We start from the raw sequence: 14,799 nt of genomic DNA on the forward strand, positions 1-14,799 counted from the left end.
GGCATCCACTACCTCCCCGGCGAAAGCGGAGAGAGCAGACTATCCGGGAGGGCCGCCGGGGCGCGCGGGTCAGTCCGTCCGGCCGATGCGCAGGAGCAGGTCGAGGAGGGCGGCCCGCTGGTCCTCCGCCAGCGGGGCGAAGAGTTCGGCGAGGGCCTCGTCGGCGACGGCGTGCCCGGCCGCCAGGGTCTTCTCGCCGGCGGGCGTGAGGTGGTGCTCGATGCTCCGGCCCGCGCCTGGGCGCCGGTCGATGAGCCCCTGCGCGGTGAGGCGCCCGGCGAGCGTCCCGAACGCCTGCTCGCTCTGGAACGTCTCGGCGGCGAGCGCCCGGGCGGACGCGCCCGGGGAGCGGCTGATCGCCCGGAGCGCGTCCCACTGCGCCAGCGTGGTGCCGACGCCGGCGAGCCTGCCGTCAAGGGCCCTGTGGTGCCGGTACTGGGCCTGCCTGAGGGCTCTACCGAGGACTTGTCCTTCGACGGGCATACTCCCAGCGTAAAACCGGTTACGGCGACGCTATGAGATCCCTGTACCAGCCGTAGGACTTCTTTGGGGTGCGCTTCTGCGTCGCGTAGTCGACGTGGACGAGGCCGAAGCGCGGGTGGTAGCCCTCGGACCATTCGAAGTTGTCCAGCAGCGACCACGCGAAGTAGCCGCGGACGTCGATGCCCTCGTCGACGGCGGTGCGCATGGCCTTGATGTGGGCGTCCATGAACGCGATGCGGGACGAGTCGTCCACCGTGCCGTCCGCGCCGATCTCGTCGGGGAACGAGCACCCGTTCTCCGTTATATAGAGCGGCGGCAGGTCGTAGCGGGTGTCGAGCGTGCGGAGCAGTGACAGGAAGGCGTCTGGGACGATGGGCCAGCCCATGCCGGTCGTGGGGTACTCGGTGATGTCCGTGATCTCGAACGGCAGCGGGCCTTCGGACGGCGTCGCCAGCCGCGTCGGCTGGTAGTAGTTCACGCCGAGGAAGTCGATGGGCGAGGCGATGACCGACATGTCCGCCGACCGGATGTAGGGCGCGTCCCCCATCAGGTCGGGGTAGCGGCCGAGCAGCACGGGGTCGGTGAACAGCCGGTTCATGAACGTGTCGAACGCGTCGGCGGCGGGCTGGTCGGCGGGGGACGCGGCCCACGCTGGCGAGTAGTGGTTCGTCAGCCCGACGGCGCGGGCGTTGCGGCTGCGCAGCGCGGTGACGGCGAGGCCGTGCGCGAGGAGCTGGTGGTGCGCGGTGGGGAGCGCGTCCAGCATCAGCGCCCGGCCGGGCGCGTAGACGCCGAACGCGTAGCCGTAGGCCATGACGACCACGGGCTCGTTCAGGGTTATCCACATGTCCACGCGGTCCGCGAGCCGCTCGGCCGCCAGGTAGGAGAATTCGGCGAACCGGTAGGCGGTGTCACGTTCCAGCCACCCGCCGGCGTCTTCGAGCGGCTGCGGGAGGTCCCAGTGGTAGAGGGTGGCGGCGGGGGAGATGCCGGCGGCGAGCAGGCCGTCCACGAGCCGGTCGTAGAAGTCGAGGCCCTTGGCGTTGACGGGCCCGCTCCCCGACGGCTGGACGCGCGGCCACGCGATCGAGAACCGGTAGGCGTCGACGCCGAGGCCCGCCATCAGCGCGACGTCCTCCGGCCACCGGTGGTAGTGGTCGCAGGCGACGTCGCCGGTGTGGCCGTCCCGGACGCGTCCCGGCGTGCGCGCGAAGGTGTCCCAGGTGGACGGGCCCCTCCCGTCCTCGTCCACCGCGCCCTCGATCTGGTAGGCGGCGGTGGCGACGCCCCAGCGGAAGCCTTCCGGAAGCCCCATCGCGATCCCCTCCCGAAAATGCGAATAGCCTTCGGATATTAGTGGCGGGGTGGTGCGGGCGGAAGACTCCGGTGGCCCCGGGGTGGGGAACGGCTAGGCGGTCCATGCGGGGCACCCCCGCGGTCGGGGACAATGACCTGGTGACCGAGATCCGGACCCCGCTCCGCCGCCGTCCCGCCCAGCGCCGCAGCGCCGAACGCGTCCAGCGGATGCTCGACGCCTGCGCGGACATCCTCGACGAGGACGGCTACGACGGCCTCACCACGACGCGCATCGCCCAGCGCGCCGAAGTGGCGATCGGCTCGGTGTACCAGTTCTTCCCCGACAAGCGCGCCGTCGCGCAGGCCCTCGCCCTGCGCAACCTGGAGGAGTTCGGCGACCGCATCTCCGCGCGGCTGGCCGCGGGCGGGTTCGGCGACTGGTCCGACACGGTCGGTGCCATCATCGAGATCTTCGTCGAGATGCACCGCACCGTCCCGGGCTTCCGCGTGCTGCGGTTCGGCGACGTCGCCGACGTCAACCTGCTCGACTCCGACGCCGACAACAACGCCGTCGTCGCCGACCGGCTGCGCCGCATGATCGTGGGCACGTTCGACGTCCAGGACACCCCCGGCCTCGCCACCGCCCTCGCCATCGCGGTCGAGGCCGGCGACGCCGTGCTGAAGATGGCCTTCCGCCGCAGCCCCGAGGGCGACCCCGAGATCGTCGCCGAGGCCGAGCGCATGATCCACGCCTACCTCGCCTCCCACATCCAGCACTCCTGATCAGGGCCCTCCCCCGTCGCCCAAAGGCGTCGGGGTCCCCCACTCCCGGAAAAACCGGGATGTCGGGGACGCGCTGTGGCAGACTCCCACCGCACAACGCGACAGAACGGGTGAGTCCGCTGGACGAAGAGAGACTGCAGGCGCAGAACAGGCTGCTGATCCGGCAGCGGGTGCGCCTGATGGTGAACCAGTACGAGGTGCACGCCGAGGCCCCCGGCGGCGGGGAGGGCGAGCTGCTCGCCTTCGCGCAGCAGAAGCGGTTGGCGTTCAAGGAGCAGGTCACCCTGTACTCGGACGACACCAAGACGCGTCCGATCCTCGGCTTCAAGGCGCGCAAGCGGATCGACCTCGCGTCCGCCTACGACATCACCGACGCGCACGGGCAGCCGATCGGCGTCTTCCGCAAGGACTTCAAGAAGTCGCTGCTGGCCTCCACCTGGCACATGGAGCAGCCGGGCCTCGGCGTGACCACGGGCAGCGAGCGCAACAAGTTCGTGGCCGTGCTGCGGCGCGTCTGGCAGATCATCCCGTACGTGGACAGCCTGCCGTTCGCCTGGCCGTACCACTTCGACTTCTACGCGGGCGACCAGGTCGTCTTCTCGGTGGAGAAGAAGTTCGGGTTCCGCGACCGCTACACCGTCGACATCAAGGACCCGCGCCTCGACCGCCGGCTCGTCATCGCGCAGGCCGTCGGCCTAGACGCCCTCCAGTCCCGCTGACCCGGCGCCCGTCCGCGCACCGGCCCGCTCGTCCCCTCGCCCGCGTCTCCCTCCGGGGAGGTGCGGGCGACGGCTTTGGGACGTTCCCGCGAGGGCCCTGGTTTCCCCGGGCTTTACATGTTACGAAGGTATGTAAAGCCGTGGGCGGTGCAGACCGGCGTCGCGAGGGCGCGGCGCAACGCCTGGAGGAGGATCCCCCCGTGAGTTCCTTTGACCTCTACTCCACCCCGGTCCCGACCGAGACGTGGAACGTCCCCATGGCGGGAGAGACCCGCTTCACCTGGGAGTACGACGACGGACGCGACCGGCTGCTGAACCTGTACCAGAAGGGCAAGGACAAGCAGTGGGACGCGCAGAAGCGCATCGACTGGGACCTTGAGGTGGACCCCCTCAACGTCGCCGGGCTGCCGGAGAACTTCAACCCCCTCTTCGGGTCCGACATCTGGGAGAAGATGTCGCAGAAGGAGCGGGACGAGTTCGGCCGGCACCAGGGATCGTGGCTGTTCAGCCAGTTCCTGCACGGCGAGCAGGGGGCGCTGAACGTGTCGGCGCGGATCGTCCAGTCCGTCCCCGACCTGGACTCGAAGTTCTACGCCGCGACCCAGACGATGGACGAGGCGCGGCACGTCGAGCTGTACACGAAGTTCCTGCACGAGAAGATCGGGATGTACTACCCGATCAACCAGGACCTGGCGAAGCTGCTCGCCGAGTCGCTGGAGGACAGCCGCTGGGACCTGCCCTACCTCGGCATGCAGGTCCTCATCGAGGGCCTCGCGCTCGCCGCGTTCGGGCTGTACCGCGACATGTCGACGAACCCGCTGGTCAAGCAGCTGCTGGCGTACGTCATGCAGGACGAGGCGCGGCACGTCGCGTTCGGGCGGCTCGCGCTCAAGGACTACTACGCCGAGCTCACCGAGAAGGAGCGGGCCGAGCGCGAGGAGTTCGTCGTCGAGGGCTGCTACCTGATGCGCGACCGCTTCAAGGGGCGCGAGATCTTCGAGACGCTCGACATGCCCGTCGAGAAGTGCATGGAGTTCGTCGACAACTCCGATATGTACACCCTCTATCAGTCCCTGCTGTTCAGCCGGATCGTGCCGTGCGTCCGGGACGTCGGCCTCTGGGGCGACAAGGTGCAGGCGGCCTACCAGGACATGGGCGTTCTCGACAACGCCAAGGCCGACCTGGAGGCGCTGATGAAGCAGGACGAGGAGATCGCCGAGAAGGTCGACGAGGAGCGCTACGCGGCGGAGGTCGCGGCGCGCAAGGACGAGGTCGACGAGGCCATCTCGCTCGGCGCGGCCGAGTAACCGGGGCGGGAGGGAGGCGGGGGCGCCAGGCGCGGCGCCCTCGCCTTCTCTTATGTCGGAAATTGTCATCCTTTGGCGACTCGGGCGCGGCCGAGTATCAATTCCAGGGAGATCTTTCCGCGGTTCGGCAATTGATTCCCTAATCGGCCGTACGCGCCTTCCGGTTGTACTAACGTCCCCGCTCGACGGTGCGCCGAATTCGCCGGTCCGGCGGGCGCACATCACACGTGCAGGGTCAAGCCGGAAAAACCGGGGGGAAACATGAACCGATCTGCCAGAGGTCTGCTGGGCGCCGCCGTCGTCGCTCCGTTCGCCGCCGTGCTCGCGGTCGCGTCCGCGCCCGCGAACGCCGCGCACACGCCGGCGGGGGACGTGCCGGGCCCGTCCACCGAACTGCTCTACGACACGGCCGCCGCCGCCCACCCGATCAGCGGGGCGGTCCCGGACCCCGTCCTGCGGACCGGCGGCCAGACCGCCGAGCGCGCGACGGGCGCCGTCGACGACGCGCTCCGCGGCGCTCCGGGCGCCACCGACATCGCGCCCGTCTCCGCCCGGCGGACGGCCGCGGTGCCCGCCCCGCCGGACTCCGGCGTGGCGGACGGCGGGGCGCTCCTGAAGAAGCTCGGCGACACGGTCGGCCAGGGCGCCCTCGGCGACCTGCCGGGCGCGCGGGCCGCCGCGCCGGGCGCGCGCCGCACCGGCGCGCCGGTGAGCATGCCGGCCGACGGGCTGCAGGAGGTGCTGCCCGCGAACGTCGCCAACGTGCCGGCCACGCTCGCCGCCGCGAAGGCCGTCGGGGTGCCGGTCGGCACGATGCTCTTCCCGCCGCGCGAGCGCCGCGCCACGCCGGTGCCGGCCGACGACGTCCTCGGCCAGACCAACGGGGCCGTGAACGACGCCGGCGTGAAGCTCGACCAGACCCAGGAGGGGCTCGGCAACGTCGTGGACGTGCTGAAGGCCAAGGGCGCGACCGAGCGCCGGGCGGACGGCCCCGGCCCGCGCCCGGCGGCCGGTCCGCTGGAGGGCGGCCCGCTGGAGAACGGTCCGCTGGCGGGCCCGCTGTCCATGCTGAGCACGACCGGGCTCGGCGTGCCCGGGCTCGGGTGACGCGCACCCTCTAGTCCACCGCGACGGGGCGTTCCGCGGATGCGATCGGCATCCCCGGGACGCCCCGTCGCGTTGTCCGCGAACGGTTGTTATCTGCCCGAGATCGCCGGTCAAGGGAGAGTAAAGACGATCTACATAGGGCGTGACCGCGTGAAGTTGATCGACTTCGCAGCGCAAAGAGTCGGGTGACAAACCCCACAAACCAGGGCCCTACGTCTTGATTCACACGAGACACAACGTACGGTCAAGGACTTGTGCGGCGCTTTAGTGATCAAAAGTGAAGAAGCATTTCCCGCCGCACCTGCCGGACGCCGGACCGCGATGACGCGGACGCGCCTGAGAGCGGCGCGGAGACGGGACGGGCGAGCGCGCCCGCCGGCGGCGGAGGACTCGGGGGACGGAGAGGTCGCCTGAGCGCGCCGTGAGATGAAGCCGGGCGTCCGGGGCCCTGTCCCCTAACAAAGGACTCCTCTGTGAGCAGCCCTGTTAGACGTCTGCTTCGCGCGCGCCTGCGCACCGTCCTGATCGTCTCCGGCGCCGCCGTCGCCGTCCTCGCCGCCGGGGCGTTCGCCCTGGTCAACGGGGACGGGTCGGCGAGATCCGCGCAGGCGGCGCAGACCGCGAAGCGGCCCGCCGACCCGCTCGCCGACCGCCCGGACGCCGACGCGCCGCGGGTGAGCCGCGGCGGGACGCGCGCACCGGAGCCGTCGCCGACGGCGTCGAAGGACCCGGAGAACCAGCAGCGGCCCAAGGAGCGGGAGAAGGCGCCGAAGTCGGACGCCGCCGCCGCGCACCTGGCGAAGCCGAAGCAGAAGACCGCGAAGAAGCACAAGGTCATCGCGTCCGGATCGTGCGAGGCCTCCTACTACTGGGAGGGCCAGATGACCGCGAGCGGTGAGCGTTTCGACCCCGACGAGCTGACGGCCGCGCACAAGACGCTGCCGATGGGCTCCAAGGTCCGGGTCACGAACAAGAACAACGACCGTTCGGTCGTCGTCCGCATCAACGACCGCGGCCCGTACGCGGGCGGCCGCTGCCTGGACCTGTCCAGGGCGGCGATGAAGAAGGTCGGCGGCACTGGGTCGGGTGTGATCCCCGTCCGCTACGAGGTGCTGTCGCGCGGCTGAGCCGCGTCATCTCCCGCCGGTCACGAGGGGTGGCCGGCGACCGCTCCCGGCCGCGCGGCCGGGGCGGCGCCGGCCGCGCCGTCCGCCGACCAGGCGCCGTGCCTGCCGTCCTCGGCCGGCCCGGTGTCGGCCAGATGGTCGCGGAACCAGTCGGTGAGGGCGGTGTCCACCTGGACGGCCTCGGTGATGGGCGGGCGCGGCTCGGTGCCGGGCTCGGCGGCCAGCGCGTGCCCCATCCGGAACGTGGTCGACTCGACGGCCCCGGTGCCGTGCCGGCGCAGCAGGTCGCGCAGGGCGGTGATCTCGCGGGGCGGGACGACGCGGTCCTTGGCGCCGCCGATGAGCAGCGTCGGGACGTCGCGTCCGGCGAGGCCGGGGGCGAGCGCGCCGAGGTCGAGGCGGTCGGCGCGGGCGGCGGCGTGGGGCGTCCAGTCCCGCTCGCGGCCGGACCGCTGCTCCACCGCCCGCGCGGCCCGCGCCGGGGCGGTCACGGGCGCGACGAGCGCGGCGGTGCGCACCGGCACGGTGTCGCTCAGGACGGCCAGCAGCGCGGCGGCGGCGCCCGTGCTGAACCCGGCCAGCGCGACCGGGCCGTCCGGGAGCGCGAGGTCGCGGCGGATCTCGGCGAGGGTGGCGGGCAGCCGCTCCACGGCGTCCTCGACCGCGGCGCAGTACGCCTCGATGGCCTCGGTCTCCAGGATCGCGCCCGAGCCGAGCCCGCCCGGTGAGCGGCCCGGCAGGTCGAGGAAGACCCGCCACACCGGCACGCCCGTCATCGGGACCGCCGCCGCGAGCGCCGCGGCCGTGCGGGGCGGGTCGAACCCGGGCCAGGCCACGATCAGCCGGACCGGGCCGGAGGCTTCGGCGTCGACCGCGGTCGGGGGCAGCGCGACGTAGGCGTCGCCTGCCGCGGTGCCATGGACGGGACGGTTCGTATGGTCGCCGCTCATATCGGTTCGTCACTCCTGCGATGCTCGACGGGCCGTGCCGGTCGTGCTGGGGGAGCCGCCCGTAGGGACATGCTGGCAGCGGACGCCGGGCAACACGCCGCGAATCGCCGCACCTCGGCCGCGGGAGTGATGAAGAACTCACCTCGGTTCGCGCAGAACGGCGCCAGGTGATCCGACAAGGGGAACATTTCCGGCGGGCGTCGCGTCCTAGGTAAGCGTGGGCGCCGCGGGGGCGCGCCCTCACGACCCCGTTCGGACGAGGAGTGCTCGTGAACAGCAAGCGCAGCGCGGCCGCCGCCGGCCAGGCCTGGCAGATCTACAGCGAGACCCTGAAGCCCGACGCGCCGGGGTTCTGGGAGCGGGTGCGGGCCGTCCCGCGGATGCTCAAGTCGGTCCTGCGCGGGCAGTACAAGGGCATGTCCTTCGGGACGCTCGGCCTGCTCGCCCTCGGCCTCGTCTACATCGTCTCCCCGATCGACGCCGTCCCCGACGTGATCCCGGTCGTGGGCATCGCCGACGACACCGGCCTGGCCCTGTGGCTCGCGGCCGTGCTCGTCCGCTCCGCCGGCGACTTCGTCACCTGGGAGCGCAGCGGCCGCCCGACCGTCATCGTCGGCGAGCCCGTCGACTGACGCGCCCGTCGACCGACGAGCGCGCGGCGCCCCCGCGTGAGGCGGGAGCGCCGCAGGCCGGTCAGGGCACGTCGACCTGGACCGGAGTGCCGTAGCCGGAGAACTCGATCACGGACGTGAACCGCACCGGGTCGCGGTCGGCGATCTCGGGATCCGCGGACCTGATGACGGTCGTCTGCTCGATCCGCCGCACCTTCCGATCGGCAACGGTGACCGTCCCGTCGACGCGGTCGCCCGTTGGGGGGCCACCGGTCTTGAGGGGCGCGTACGTGAACGTGTACGTCCCCTCGCCGGCGGGCTTCACCTCGCCGAGCGTCTGCAGGCGCCGCAGCAGGGACGCCGGGTCCGCCGCGAGCGACGCCGGGGCGAGCGTGCCCCGGGACAGCATGCCGAAGCCGCCCTCGATCTCCTTCCAGGTCCCGCGGTAGACGTATGTCCGGTCGTCGACGAACCGGAGTTCTGGTGCCGTCCGCGCGGACAGCGGCCCGCGCAGGTAGCCGCGGTGCTTCGCGGCGTCGAAGGCCCCCCGGTACCGCTCGACGTGCGGGCGCCGGTCCCCCTGCCGCATCGTGTTGGTCATCTCGACGGTGAAGCTCGTCGCGGAGGTCGCCTCCACGGCGGCGACCAGCGTCGTCCGGCCGTCCGCCTTGCCAGGCGGCTGCACGGGAGCCGTCCCGGAGGCCGTCCCGGCCGCGAGCGCGACCGCCAGCGCGCCGGCCGCGACGGCGGTGGTCGATCCGCCGAGCACCGCCGCCCGCCGGGTCCGCTTCGCCCGCCTGCCGCGCCGCAGTACCTCGTCCACCGGGGCCGGGGACGGCGTGCCGCCGGACAGGGAGCCGAGCGCGTCCGTGAGCCGCTGCTCCTGAACGTTCACAGGGAGACCTCCTCCTTCGCGCCGAGCAGGCCGCGCAGCCGCGCCATCGCCCGGGAATGCTGCTTCTTGACGGTCCCGACGGAGCACCCCAGTGCCGCCGCGACCGACTTCTCCGTCATGTCCTCGTAGTGGCGCAGGAAGACGATGGCGCGCTGACGCTGCGGCAGGGCCAGCAGCGCGCGGCGGAGCTCGTCGTCCGGTCCCGCCGGGCCCGCGACACCGCGGTCGGGCCCGGCGGCCGTGAGCGTCTCCCTGCGGCGCCGCCGCCACCGGCTGACGTTGCCGTTGACGAGCATGCGCCGCAGGTAGGCGTCGGGTTCGCCGGCCGAGACGCGGCGCCACCGCACGTAGAGCCGCACCAGGCAGTCCTGGAGCAGTTCCTCAGCGAGGTGGGGGTCGCCGGTCAGGAGAACGGCCAGCCCGTAGTGCCTGGTCCATGCCGCCGCGACGAAGGCGCTGTACGCGTCGTCGTGCGTTGTCTCTTTCACGGCGCTCTAACGCGGCGGGGGCGGTGGAAGGTTGACAGCCCGCGCGCGTCAGGACGTCGTGGGGCTCAGTTCCTTCGCGAAGCGTTCGGCGGCGTCCCGCATGATGGGCACGACGCCCGGGACGGCCTCGCTCGTCATGCGCCCGGACGGGCCGGACACCGAGATCGCCGTCAGCGTCGGCGTCCCCGGCAGCGGCACCGCGACGCAGCGGACGCCGATCTCCTGCTCCTCGTCGTCCAGCGCGTAGCCCTGCTCGCGGATCCGGTCCAGCTCGGCCAGCAGCGCGTCCGGGTCGGTGAAGGTCTTGGGGGTGTGCGCGTCCATGCCCGTGCGCGCCAGGATCTCCCGCACCCGCTGGTCGGACAGCTGCGACAGCAGCGCCTTGCCCACGCCGGTGCAATGCGGCTGGACGCGCCGCCCCACCTCGGTGAACATGCGCATCGAGTGCTTGGACGGCACCTGCGCGACGTAGACGGCCTCGTCGCCCTCCAGCACCGCCATGTTGGCGGTCTCCCCGATCTCGTCCACCAGGCGGGCCAGCACGGGCCGCGCCCAGGTGCCGAGCAGCCGGCTCGCGCCCTCGCCGAGCCTGATGAGCCGCGGCCCGAGGGCGTACCGCTTGGACGGCTCCTGCCGGACGTAGCCCTTGTTCACGAGCGTGCGCATCAGCCGGTAGATCGTGGGCATCGGCAGCCCGGAGACCTCCGTCAGCTCCGACAGCGCCATCTCGCCGCCCGCGTCCGCCAGATGCTCCAGCAGGTCGAACGCGCGCTCCAGCGACCGAACGGCCTCCGCCACCCCGGTCTCCTCTCCCTCGCCGCAGCCAAACCCGATTCTACGGAGAACCGTTTTCGCTATGTGAAAGAGGGTCCGCCACCGGAGTGATGCACGTTACTAGCACCGGCGTTTTGGCAATAACTGTCTGTGCCCGGCGCCACGGCGCCGCCCCCCTGGCAGCCATGAAGGAGACAGCTAGGGGGAACGGTGCGCCGAAGGACATGCTGGGGTGCGATCACTGCCACCGGCACGCTGGCCGTACCGCTCGTGCTGATGAGCCCGGCCGCCGAGGCCGTACCGGACGGACGCCCGGCGAATGTCCGTTTACTCATGAACCAGGAGCTCGCCGGCGTCACCACGTCCGGACCTGAGTACGCCGTGGTGTACACGGTCCGTGTCCATGCGGAAGGCGGCATCGCGCGCGGCGCGACCCTGCGCCTCACCGCAGAGCGCCCTCTCGCCTGGACGAGTCGCCCAGCAGACTGCACCGAGGCAGGTCCGGGGCGCCTCGACTGCGCGCTGGGTGACGTGGGCGAGAAGCCACGCGTACGGACGGCCACGCTGCGGCTCCCCGCGTCAAGGGTGTCGGAACCGTCGGCGAAGCCTCTGAACATTCGCGCGATGGCGGACGCTCCGAACGCCGCCGGCCGTTCGTTGGACGCCGTGTTCGGCTTCTCGGACACCACCTCGACCTCGCCCACGCCTACGTCCACGCCTTCGTCTGCGCCTACGTCCGCGCCGTCCTGTGACGGCGCACCGTGCCCCACGGAACCGTCCCGTCCGAAGCCTGTCCCCAGCCCCTGCCCGTCCGGCGAGTTGAGCAGCGACGGCAGCGCCTGCGCGTCCGCCGAACCGTCCGGTCCTGAGCAGAACGCTCACTCACCGGCCGATTCGGATAAGCCAGAGGCGGAAAACTCGCCTACGGCCGATCCCTGCACCACGGGCGACGCGAGTCCGGGACGGAGCCCATGTCCTACGCCGGAGACGTCCGACCCGAAGCCGACCTCAAGCGGGCACTCTGGACCCGCACCCACGGCCGGTCATCCGAGGCCGAGCCCAAGTGGCAGTCACTTGCCGACAAGTACGCCGTGTGGCACCGGCAAGCCGCGCAAGGGTTCGAAGCCCTGTCTCGCCTCGGAAAGCCCTGAGGCGACTCCTAGCCCGTCCACGCCGAAACTGAGTACGGGCGGCAGCCACGCGCCGAAGACGTCCAGCCCCAAGGCATCCAGCCCAAAGCAGTCAGTGCCGAAGACGACTGTGCCGAAGCAGTCAGTGCCGAAGACGTCCGTGCCGAAGGTGCCTGTGCCGGAGGTGGCTGAGCCAGAGGCGTCTGTGCCCGAGCCCAGTACGAGCGCTCACCCCACTAAGAAGCCTGCGGAGCTGCCCAGTTTCAGCGGTCAGGCCACTGATGCGCCTGATGACGGTCAGTGCGGCGAGGACGAGCCCTGCGTCGCGGTGGGGCCTCCGGGGAGTGGCGACGGTCCGGACGGGGGTGTGCTTCCGGGGTCGGGGGCCGGCGGACCTCCGCCGCCCAGCGTCGCGCCGCCGAAGGAGGTCGTGCTGCCGCCCGTCAGCGCGGCTCAAGGGCCGCGGGCCGCGTCCGGCGCGAACCGGATGACGCTGATGGCGCCGGTCGGGCTGGAGCAGGGCGACGAGCTGGACTGGGCGGTCGTCATCGGTGTCGCGCTCATCGCGGAGATCGGGCTGCTCTGGGGGGCCGCCTGCATCGGCCTCTACAGGCGGCGGCTGGCGCTGCGGCGGTCGCTGGAGGCGGATGACGCCGCCGCCGGGTGACGCGCCCGGACGGGTGGAAGGCGACGCGAACGGGGGCGCCCCGCCTTCGGACAGACGGATCGAATGGCGGACCATACCGAAACGGCCGCCATGTCAGTAGGCTGTCCGCCTGGCAGTAAAGCCGTCGTTACGGACAGGGGATCCGGTATGTCAGAGACGACGCTGCAGTGTCCGAAGTGCGAGTCGAAGCTCGACACCCACGAACGCCACGGCGTGGTGATCGAGGAATGCCCGGGATGCAAGGGCGTGTTCCTCGACCGCGGCGAACTGGAGCAGTTGATCGACGCCGAGAGCCGTTATCTCGCGGAGCTTCCGGACGAGGTCAACCCGGAGACGACGTACCAGGGGCGGCACCGCCGGGGCATCGTGGAGCGGATCTTTTCCGGCGAGGCGTGAGCGCGGGCACGGTCGGTGACCGGGCGAACGCCCAGGCGTGAAAGGGATTTTCCGCTTGTCACGGGGGTGACAAACCCGGCTTCGGCGAATGTGGCCGGGAGCTAATATCGCGTGCTGACTACCATCCGGTAGCTTGACGATCATCGCCGGTCGCCGGGGGGCGCGCCCCGGCCGACGCGGCCCGGCTCCGCCGATGGCGCCCGCCCGTCCGCACGAGGGCCCCGTCCGGCCCGTCCCCTCGGGAGAATGTTCAATGGCTCTGGGCTCGCTGCTTCCCGAACTGCTGCCCGGCGGCTCCGGCCGCACCCCGCTGATCGAACGGGTCGCGAGGTGGGCGAGGGAGAAGCCGGACGCGCCGGCCTACACCTTCGTCGACTACTCGGCCGACCCGGCGGGCGCGCACGTCACGGCGAGCTGGGCCGAGACGGACCGCCGGGCGCGCGCGATGGCGGCGACGCTGCGGCAGGTCACCGGGCCGGGCGAGCGGGCCGCGCTGCTGCTGCCGCAGACCCTCGAGTACATGATGACGATGCTCGGCGCGATGCACGCGCACGTCATCGCGGTGCCGCTGTTCTCGCCCGACCTGCCCGGGCACGCCGACCGGCTGATCGGCGCCTACACCGACGCGGAGCCCGCGGTCATCGTCACGACGCGGAACGCGCTGCCGCACGTGGAGAAGTTCCTCGCCGACCACGACGTCCCCCGGCCCAAGGAGATCGTGTTCGCCGAGGAGGTCGACCTCGCGCTGGCCGACCGGTGGGAGGACGAGCCCATCGGCTTCGACGACCTCGCGTACCTGCAGTACACGTCGGGGTCGACGCGCCGCCCGGCCGGGGTCGAGATCACGCACGGGAACGTGACGGCGAACGCGGCGCAGCTGTGGTCCGGGTGGGCGCCCGAGAAGCCGAACCCGGAGCTGGTGAGCTGGCTGCCGCTGTTCCACGACATGGGCATGATCGCGACGATGGCGCTGCCGCTGGTGAACGGCGACCACGCCATCTACACCGACCCGGTGTCGTTCATCATGAACCCGATGCGCTGGCTGCAGCTGATCGCGTCGCGGCCGGGCAGGAACGTCTACACGGCGGGGCCGAACTTCGCGTTCGAGTACGTCGCGACGGCGGTGACGCCGGAGAAGATCGCCGGCCTGGACCTGTCCGGGCTGACGACCTGCCTGAACGGCGCCGAGCCGATCCGCCCGTCGACGCTGTCGGTGTTCGCGGACGCGCTGGCGCCGGCCGGGCTGCGGCCGGGCGCGCAGGCCCCCGGCTACGGGCTCGCCGAGGCGACGGTGTTCGTCACCGCGGCGGCCGAGGACGTCCCGCCGAAGGTCATCTCGGTGGACCGGGAGGCGCTCACGCAGGGCGAGCTGCGGCTGCGCGAGGGCGGGTCCGAGCTGGTGTCGTGCGGCGGCCCCTGCGGGCAGCTCGTCGCGATCGTCGACCCGGAGACGCGGGTCGAGCAGCCGGACGGCCGGGTCGGCGAGATCTGGGTGCACGGACCCAACACGGCCCCCGGCTACTGGCGCAACTCGGAGCGCAGCCAGGACACGTTCGGCGGCGAGCTGAGCGAGCCCGGCGACCTCCCGGCCGGGCCCTGGATGAAGACCGGCGACTACGGCGTCGTCCACGAGGGCGAGCTGTACGTCACCGGCCGCATCAAGGACCTCATCATCGTGGACGGCCGCAACCACTACCCGCAGGACATCGAGGTCACGACGCAGGAGGCGCACGCCGCGGTCCGCCCCGACCACGTCGCCGCGTTCGCGCTCACCGGCGAGGAGACCGAGCGGCTCGTCGTCGTCGCCGAGCGCAACCGCCGCGTCCCGCTCGGCAGGCTCGACCTGGACGAGGTCGAGGCGGCGGTGCGCGGCGCCGTCAACATCGAGCACGAGATGGGCGTGCACGACTTCGTGTTGGTCGAACCGGGTGGCGTGTCGCGCACGTCGAGCGGAAAGATCGCACGTGCGGCGACGCGGCAGCGGTATCTCGACGGCGCGCTGCCGACGACGGCGGCGCGGCTGGCGTCCCGCAAGTAGCTTCGACACGGGCGGCCGCCGCCCGCGG

At 71.9% G+C, this 14,799-nt stretch carries 15 protein-coding genes; 9 read left to right on the forward strand and 6 right to left on the reverse strand.

Annotated features, from left to right (window positions below; genetic code table 11):
* Positions 1-69 precede the first annotated feature (69 nt).
* On the reverse strand, positions 70-483 hold the full coding sequence (locus tag AB0K34_RS09965; protein WP_138634783.1) for a MarR family transcriptional regulator: 414 nt from the start codon (positions 481-483) through the stop codon (positions 70-72).
* 19 nt (positions 484-502) lie between these two features.
* Positions 503-1,798, reverse strand: coding sequence for a GH1 family beta-glucosidase (locus AB0K34_RS09970; RefSeq protein WP_364547142.1), 1,296 nt, complete (start codon positions 1,796-1,798; stop codon positions 503-505).
* Between the two features lie 140 nt (positions 1,799-1,938).
* Between AB0K34_RS09970 and AB0K34_RS09975 the strand changes: the two genes are divergently transcribed.
* The 5 genes from AB0K34_RS09975 to AB0K34_RS09995 all read left to right on the forward strand — a co-directional run bounded on the left by AB0K34_RS09975 (position 1,939) and on the right by AB0K34_RS09995 (position 6,822).
* Positions 1,939-2,562, forward strand: a complete 624-nt coding sequence (locus AB0K34_RS09975) for a TetR/AcrR family transcriptional regulator (protein WP_138634789.1) — start codon at positions 1,939-1,941, stop codon at positions 2,560-2,562.
* Between the two features lie 110 nt (positions 2,563-2,672).
* The gene (locus AB0K34_RS09980; RefSeq protein WP_240807242.1) at positions 2,673-3,281 is read left to right on the forward strand and encodes a hypothetical protein; all 609 of its coding nucleotides are present in this window, start codon (positions 2,673-2,675) and stop codon (positions 3,279-3,281) included.
* 200 nt (positions 3,282-3,481) lie between these two features.
* Positions 3,482-4,588, forward strand: a complete 1,107-nt coding sequence (locus AB0K34_RS09985) for a ferritin-like domain-containing protein (RefSeq protein WP_138634792.1) — start codon at positions 3,482-3,484, stop codon at positions 4,586-4,588.
* Positions 4,589-4,849: 261 nt separating this feature from the next.
* On the forward strand, positions 4,850-5,695 hold the full coding sequence (locus AB0K34_RS09990; protein ID WP_364547147.1) for a hypothetical protein: 846 nt from the start codon (positions 4,850-4,852) through the stop codon (positions 5,693-5,695).
* A 473-nt stretch (positions 5,696-6,168) separates the two neighbouring features.
* The gene (locus tag AB0K34_RS09995; protein ID WP_240807244.1) at positions 6,169-6,822 is read left to right on the forward strand and encodes a septal ring lytic transglycosylase RlpA family protein; all 654 of its coding nucleotides are present in this window, start codon (positions 6,169-6,171) and stop codon (positions 6,820-6,822) included.
* Between the two features lie 20 nt (positions 6,823-6,842).
* Here AB0K34_RS09995 and AB0K34_RS10000 read toward each other — a convergent pair whose 3' ends face one another.
* A complete protein-coding gene (locus tag AB0K34_RS10000) occupies positions 6,843-7,772 on the reverse strand; it encodes a hypothetical protein (protein ID WP_364547151.1) in 930 nt (309 codons plus the stop codon).
* 269 nt (positions 7,773-8,041) lie between these two features.
* Between AB0K34_RS10000 and AB0K34_RS10005 the strand changes: the two genes are divergently transcribed.
* Positions 8,042-8,404 (forward strand): YkvA family protein, encoded by a 363-nt coding sequence (locus AB0K34_RS10005; RefSeq protein ID WP_138634797.1) that lies wholly within the window; start codon positions 8,042-8,044, stop codon positions 8,402-8,404.
* Between the two features lie 61 nt (positions 8,405-8,465).
* Here AB0K34_RS10005 and AB0K34_RS10010 read toward each other — a convergent pair whose 3' ends face one another.
* From AB0K34_RS10010 to AB0K34_RS10020, 3 genes are read right to left on the reverse strand one after another with little or no spacing between them, the layout of a single operon-like run.
* Positions 8,466-9,278, reverse strand: a complete 813-nt coding sequence (locus AB0K34_RS10010) for a hypothetical protein (protein ID WP_364547154.1) — start codon at positions 9,276-9,278, stop codon at positions 8,466-8,468.
* On the reverse strand, positions 9,275-9,766 hold the full coding sequence (locus AB0K34_RS10015; RefSeq protein ID WP_301175344.1) for a SigE family RNA polymerase sigma factor: 492 nt from the start codon (positions 9,764-9,766) through the stop codon (positions 9,275-9,277). The genes AB0K34_RS10010 and AB0K34_RS10015 overlap by 4 nt, the downstream gene beginning before the upstream one ends.
* A gap of 48 nt (positions 9,767-9,814) precedes the next feature.
* Entirely contained in the window at positions 9,815-10,564 is a 750-nt protein-coding gene (locus AB0K34_RS10020) for an IclR family transcriptional regulator (RefSeq protein ID WP_274704589.1), read from the reverse strand.
* A gap of 1,536 nt (positions 10,565-12,100) precedes the next feature.
* Between AB0K34_RS10020 and AB0K34_RS10025 the strand changes: the two genes are divergently transcribed.
* The 3 genes from AB0K34_RS10025 to AB0K34_RS10035 all read left to right on the forward strand — a co-directional run bounded on the left by AB0K34_RS10025 (position 12,101) and on the right by AB0K34_RS10035 (position 14,771).
* Entirely contained in the window at positions 12,101-12,337 is a 237-nt protein-coding gene (locus tag AB0K34_RS10025) for a hypothetical protein (protein WP_138634806.1), read from the forward strand.
* 147 nt (positions 12,338-12,484) lie between these two features.
* A complete protein-coding gene (locus AB0K34_RS10030) occupies positions 12,485-12,733 on the forward strand; it encodes a zf-TFIIB domain-containing protein (protein ID WP_171068862.1) in 249 nt (82 codons plus the stop codon).
* Positions 12,734-12,986: 253 nt separating this feature from the next.
* On the forward strand, positions 12,987-14,771 hold the full coding sequence (locus AB0K34_RS10035) for a fatty acyl-AMP ligase (protein ID WP_364547158.1): 1,785 nt from the start codon (positions 12,987-12,989) through the stop codon (positions 14,769-14,771).
* The last annotated feature ends 28 nt before the right edge of the window (positions 14,772-14,799 follow it).

It is taken from the genome of Actinomadura sp. NPDC049382, assembly GCF_040677125.1.
Lineage (GTDB): Bacteria > Actinomycetota > Actinomycetes > Streptosporangiales > Streptosporangiaceae > Spirillospora > Spirillospora geliboluensis.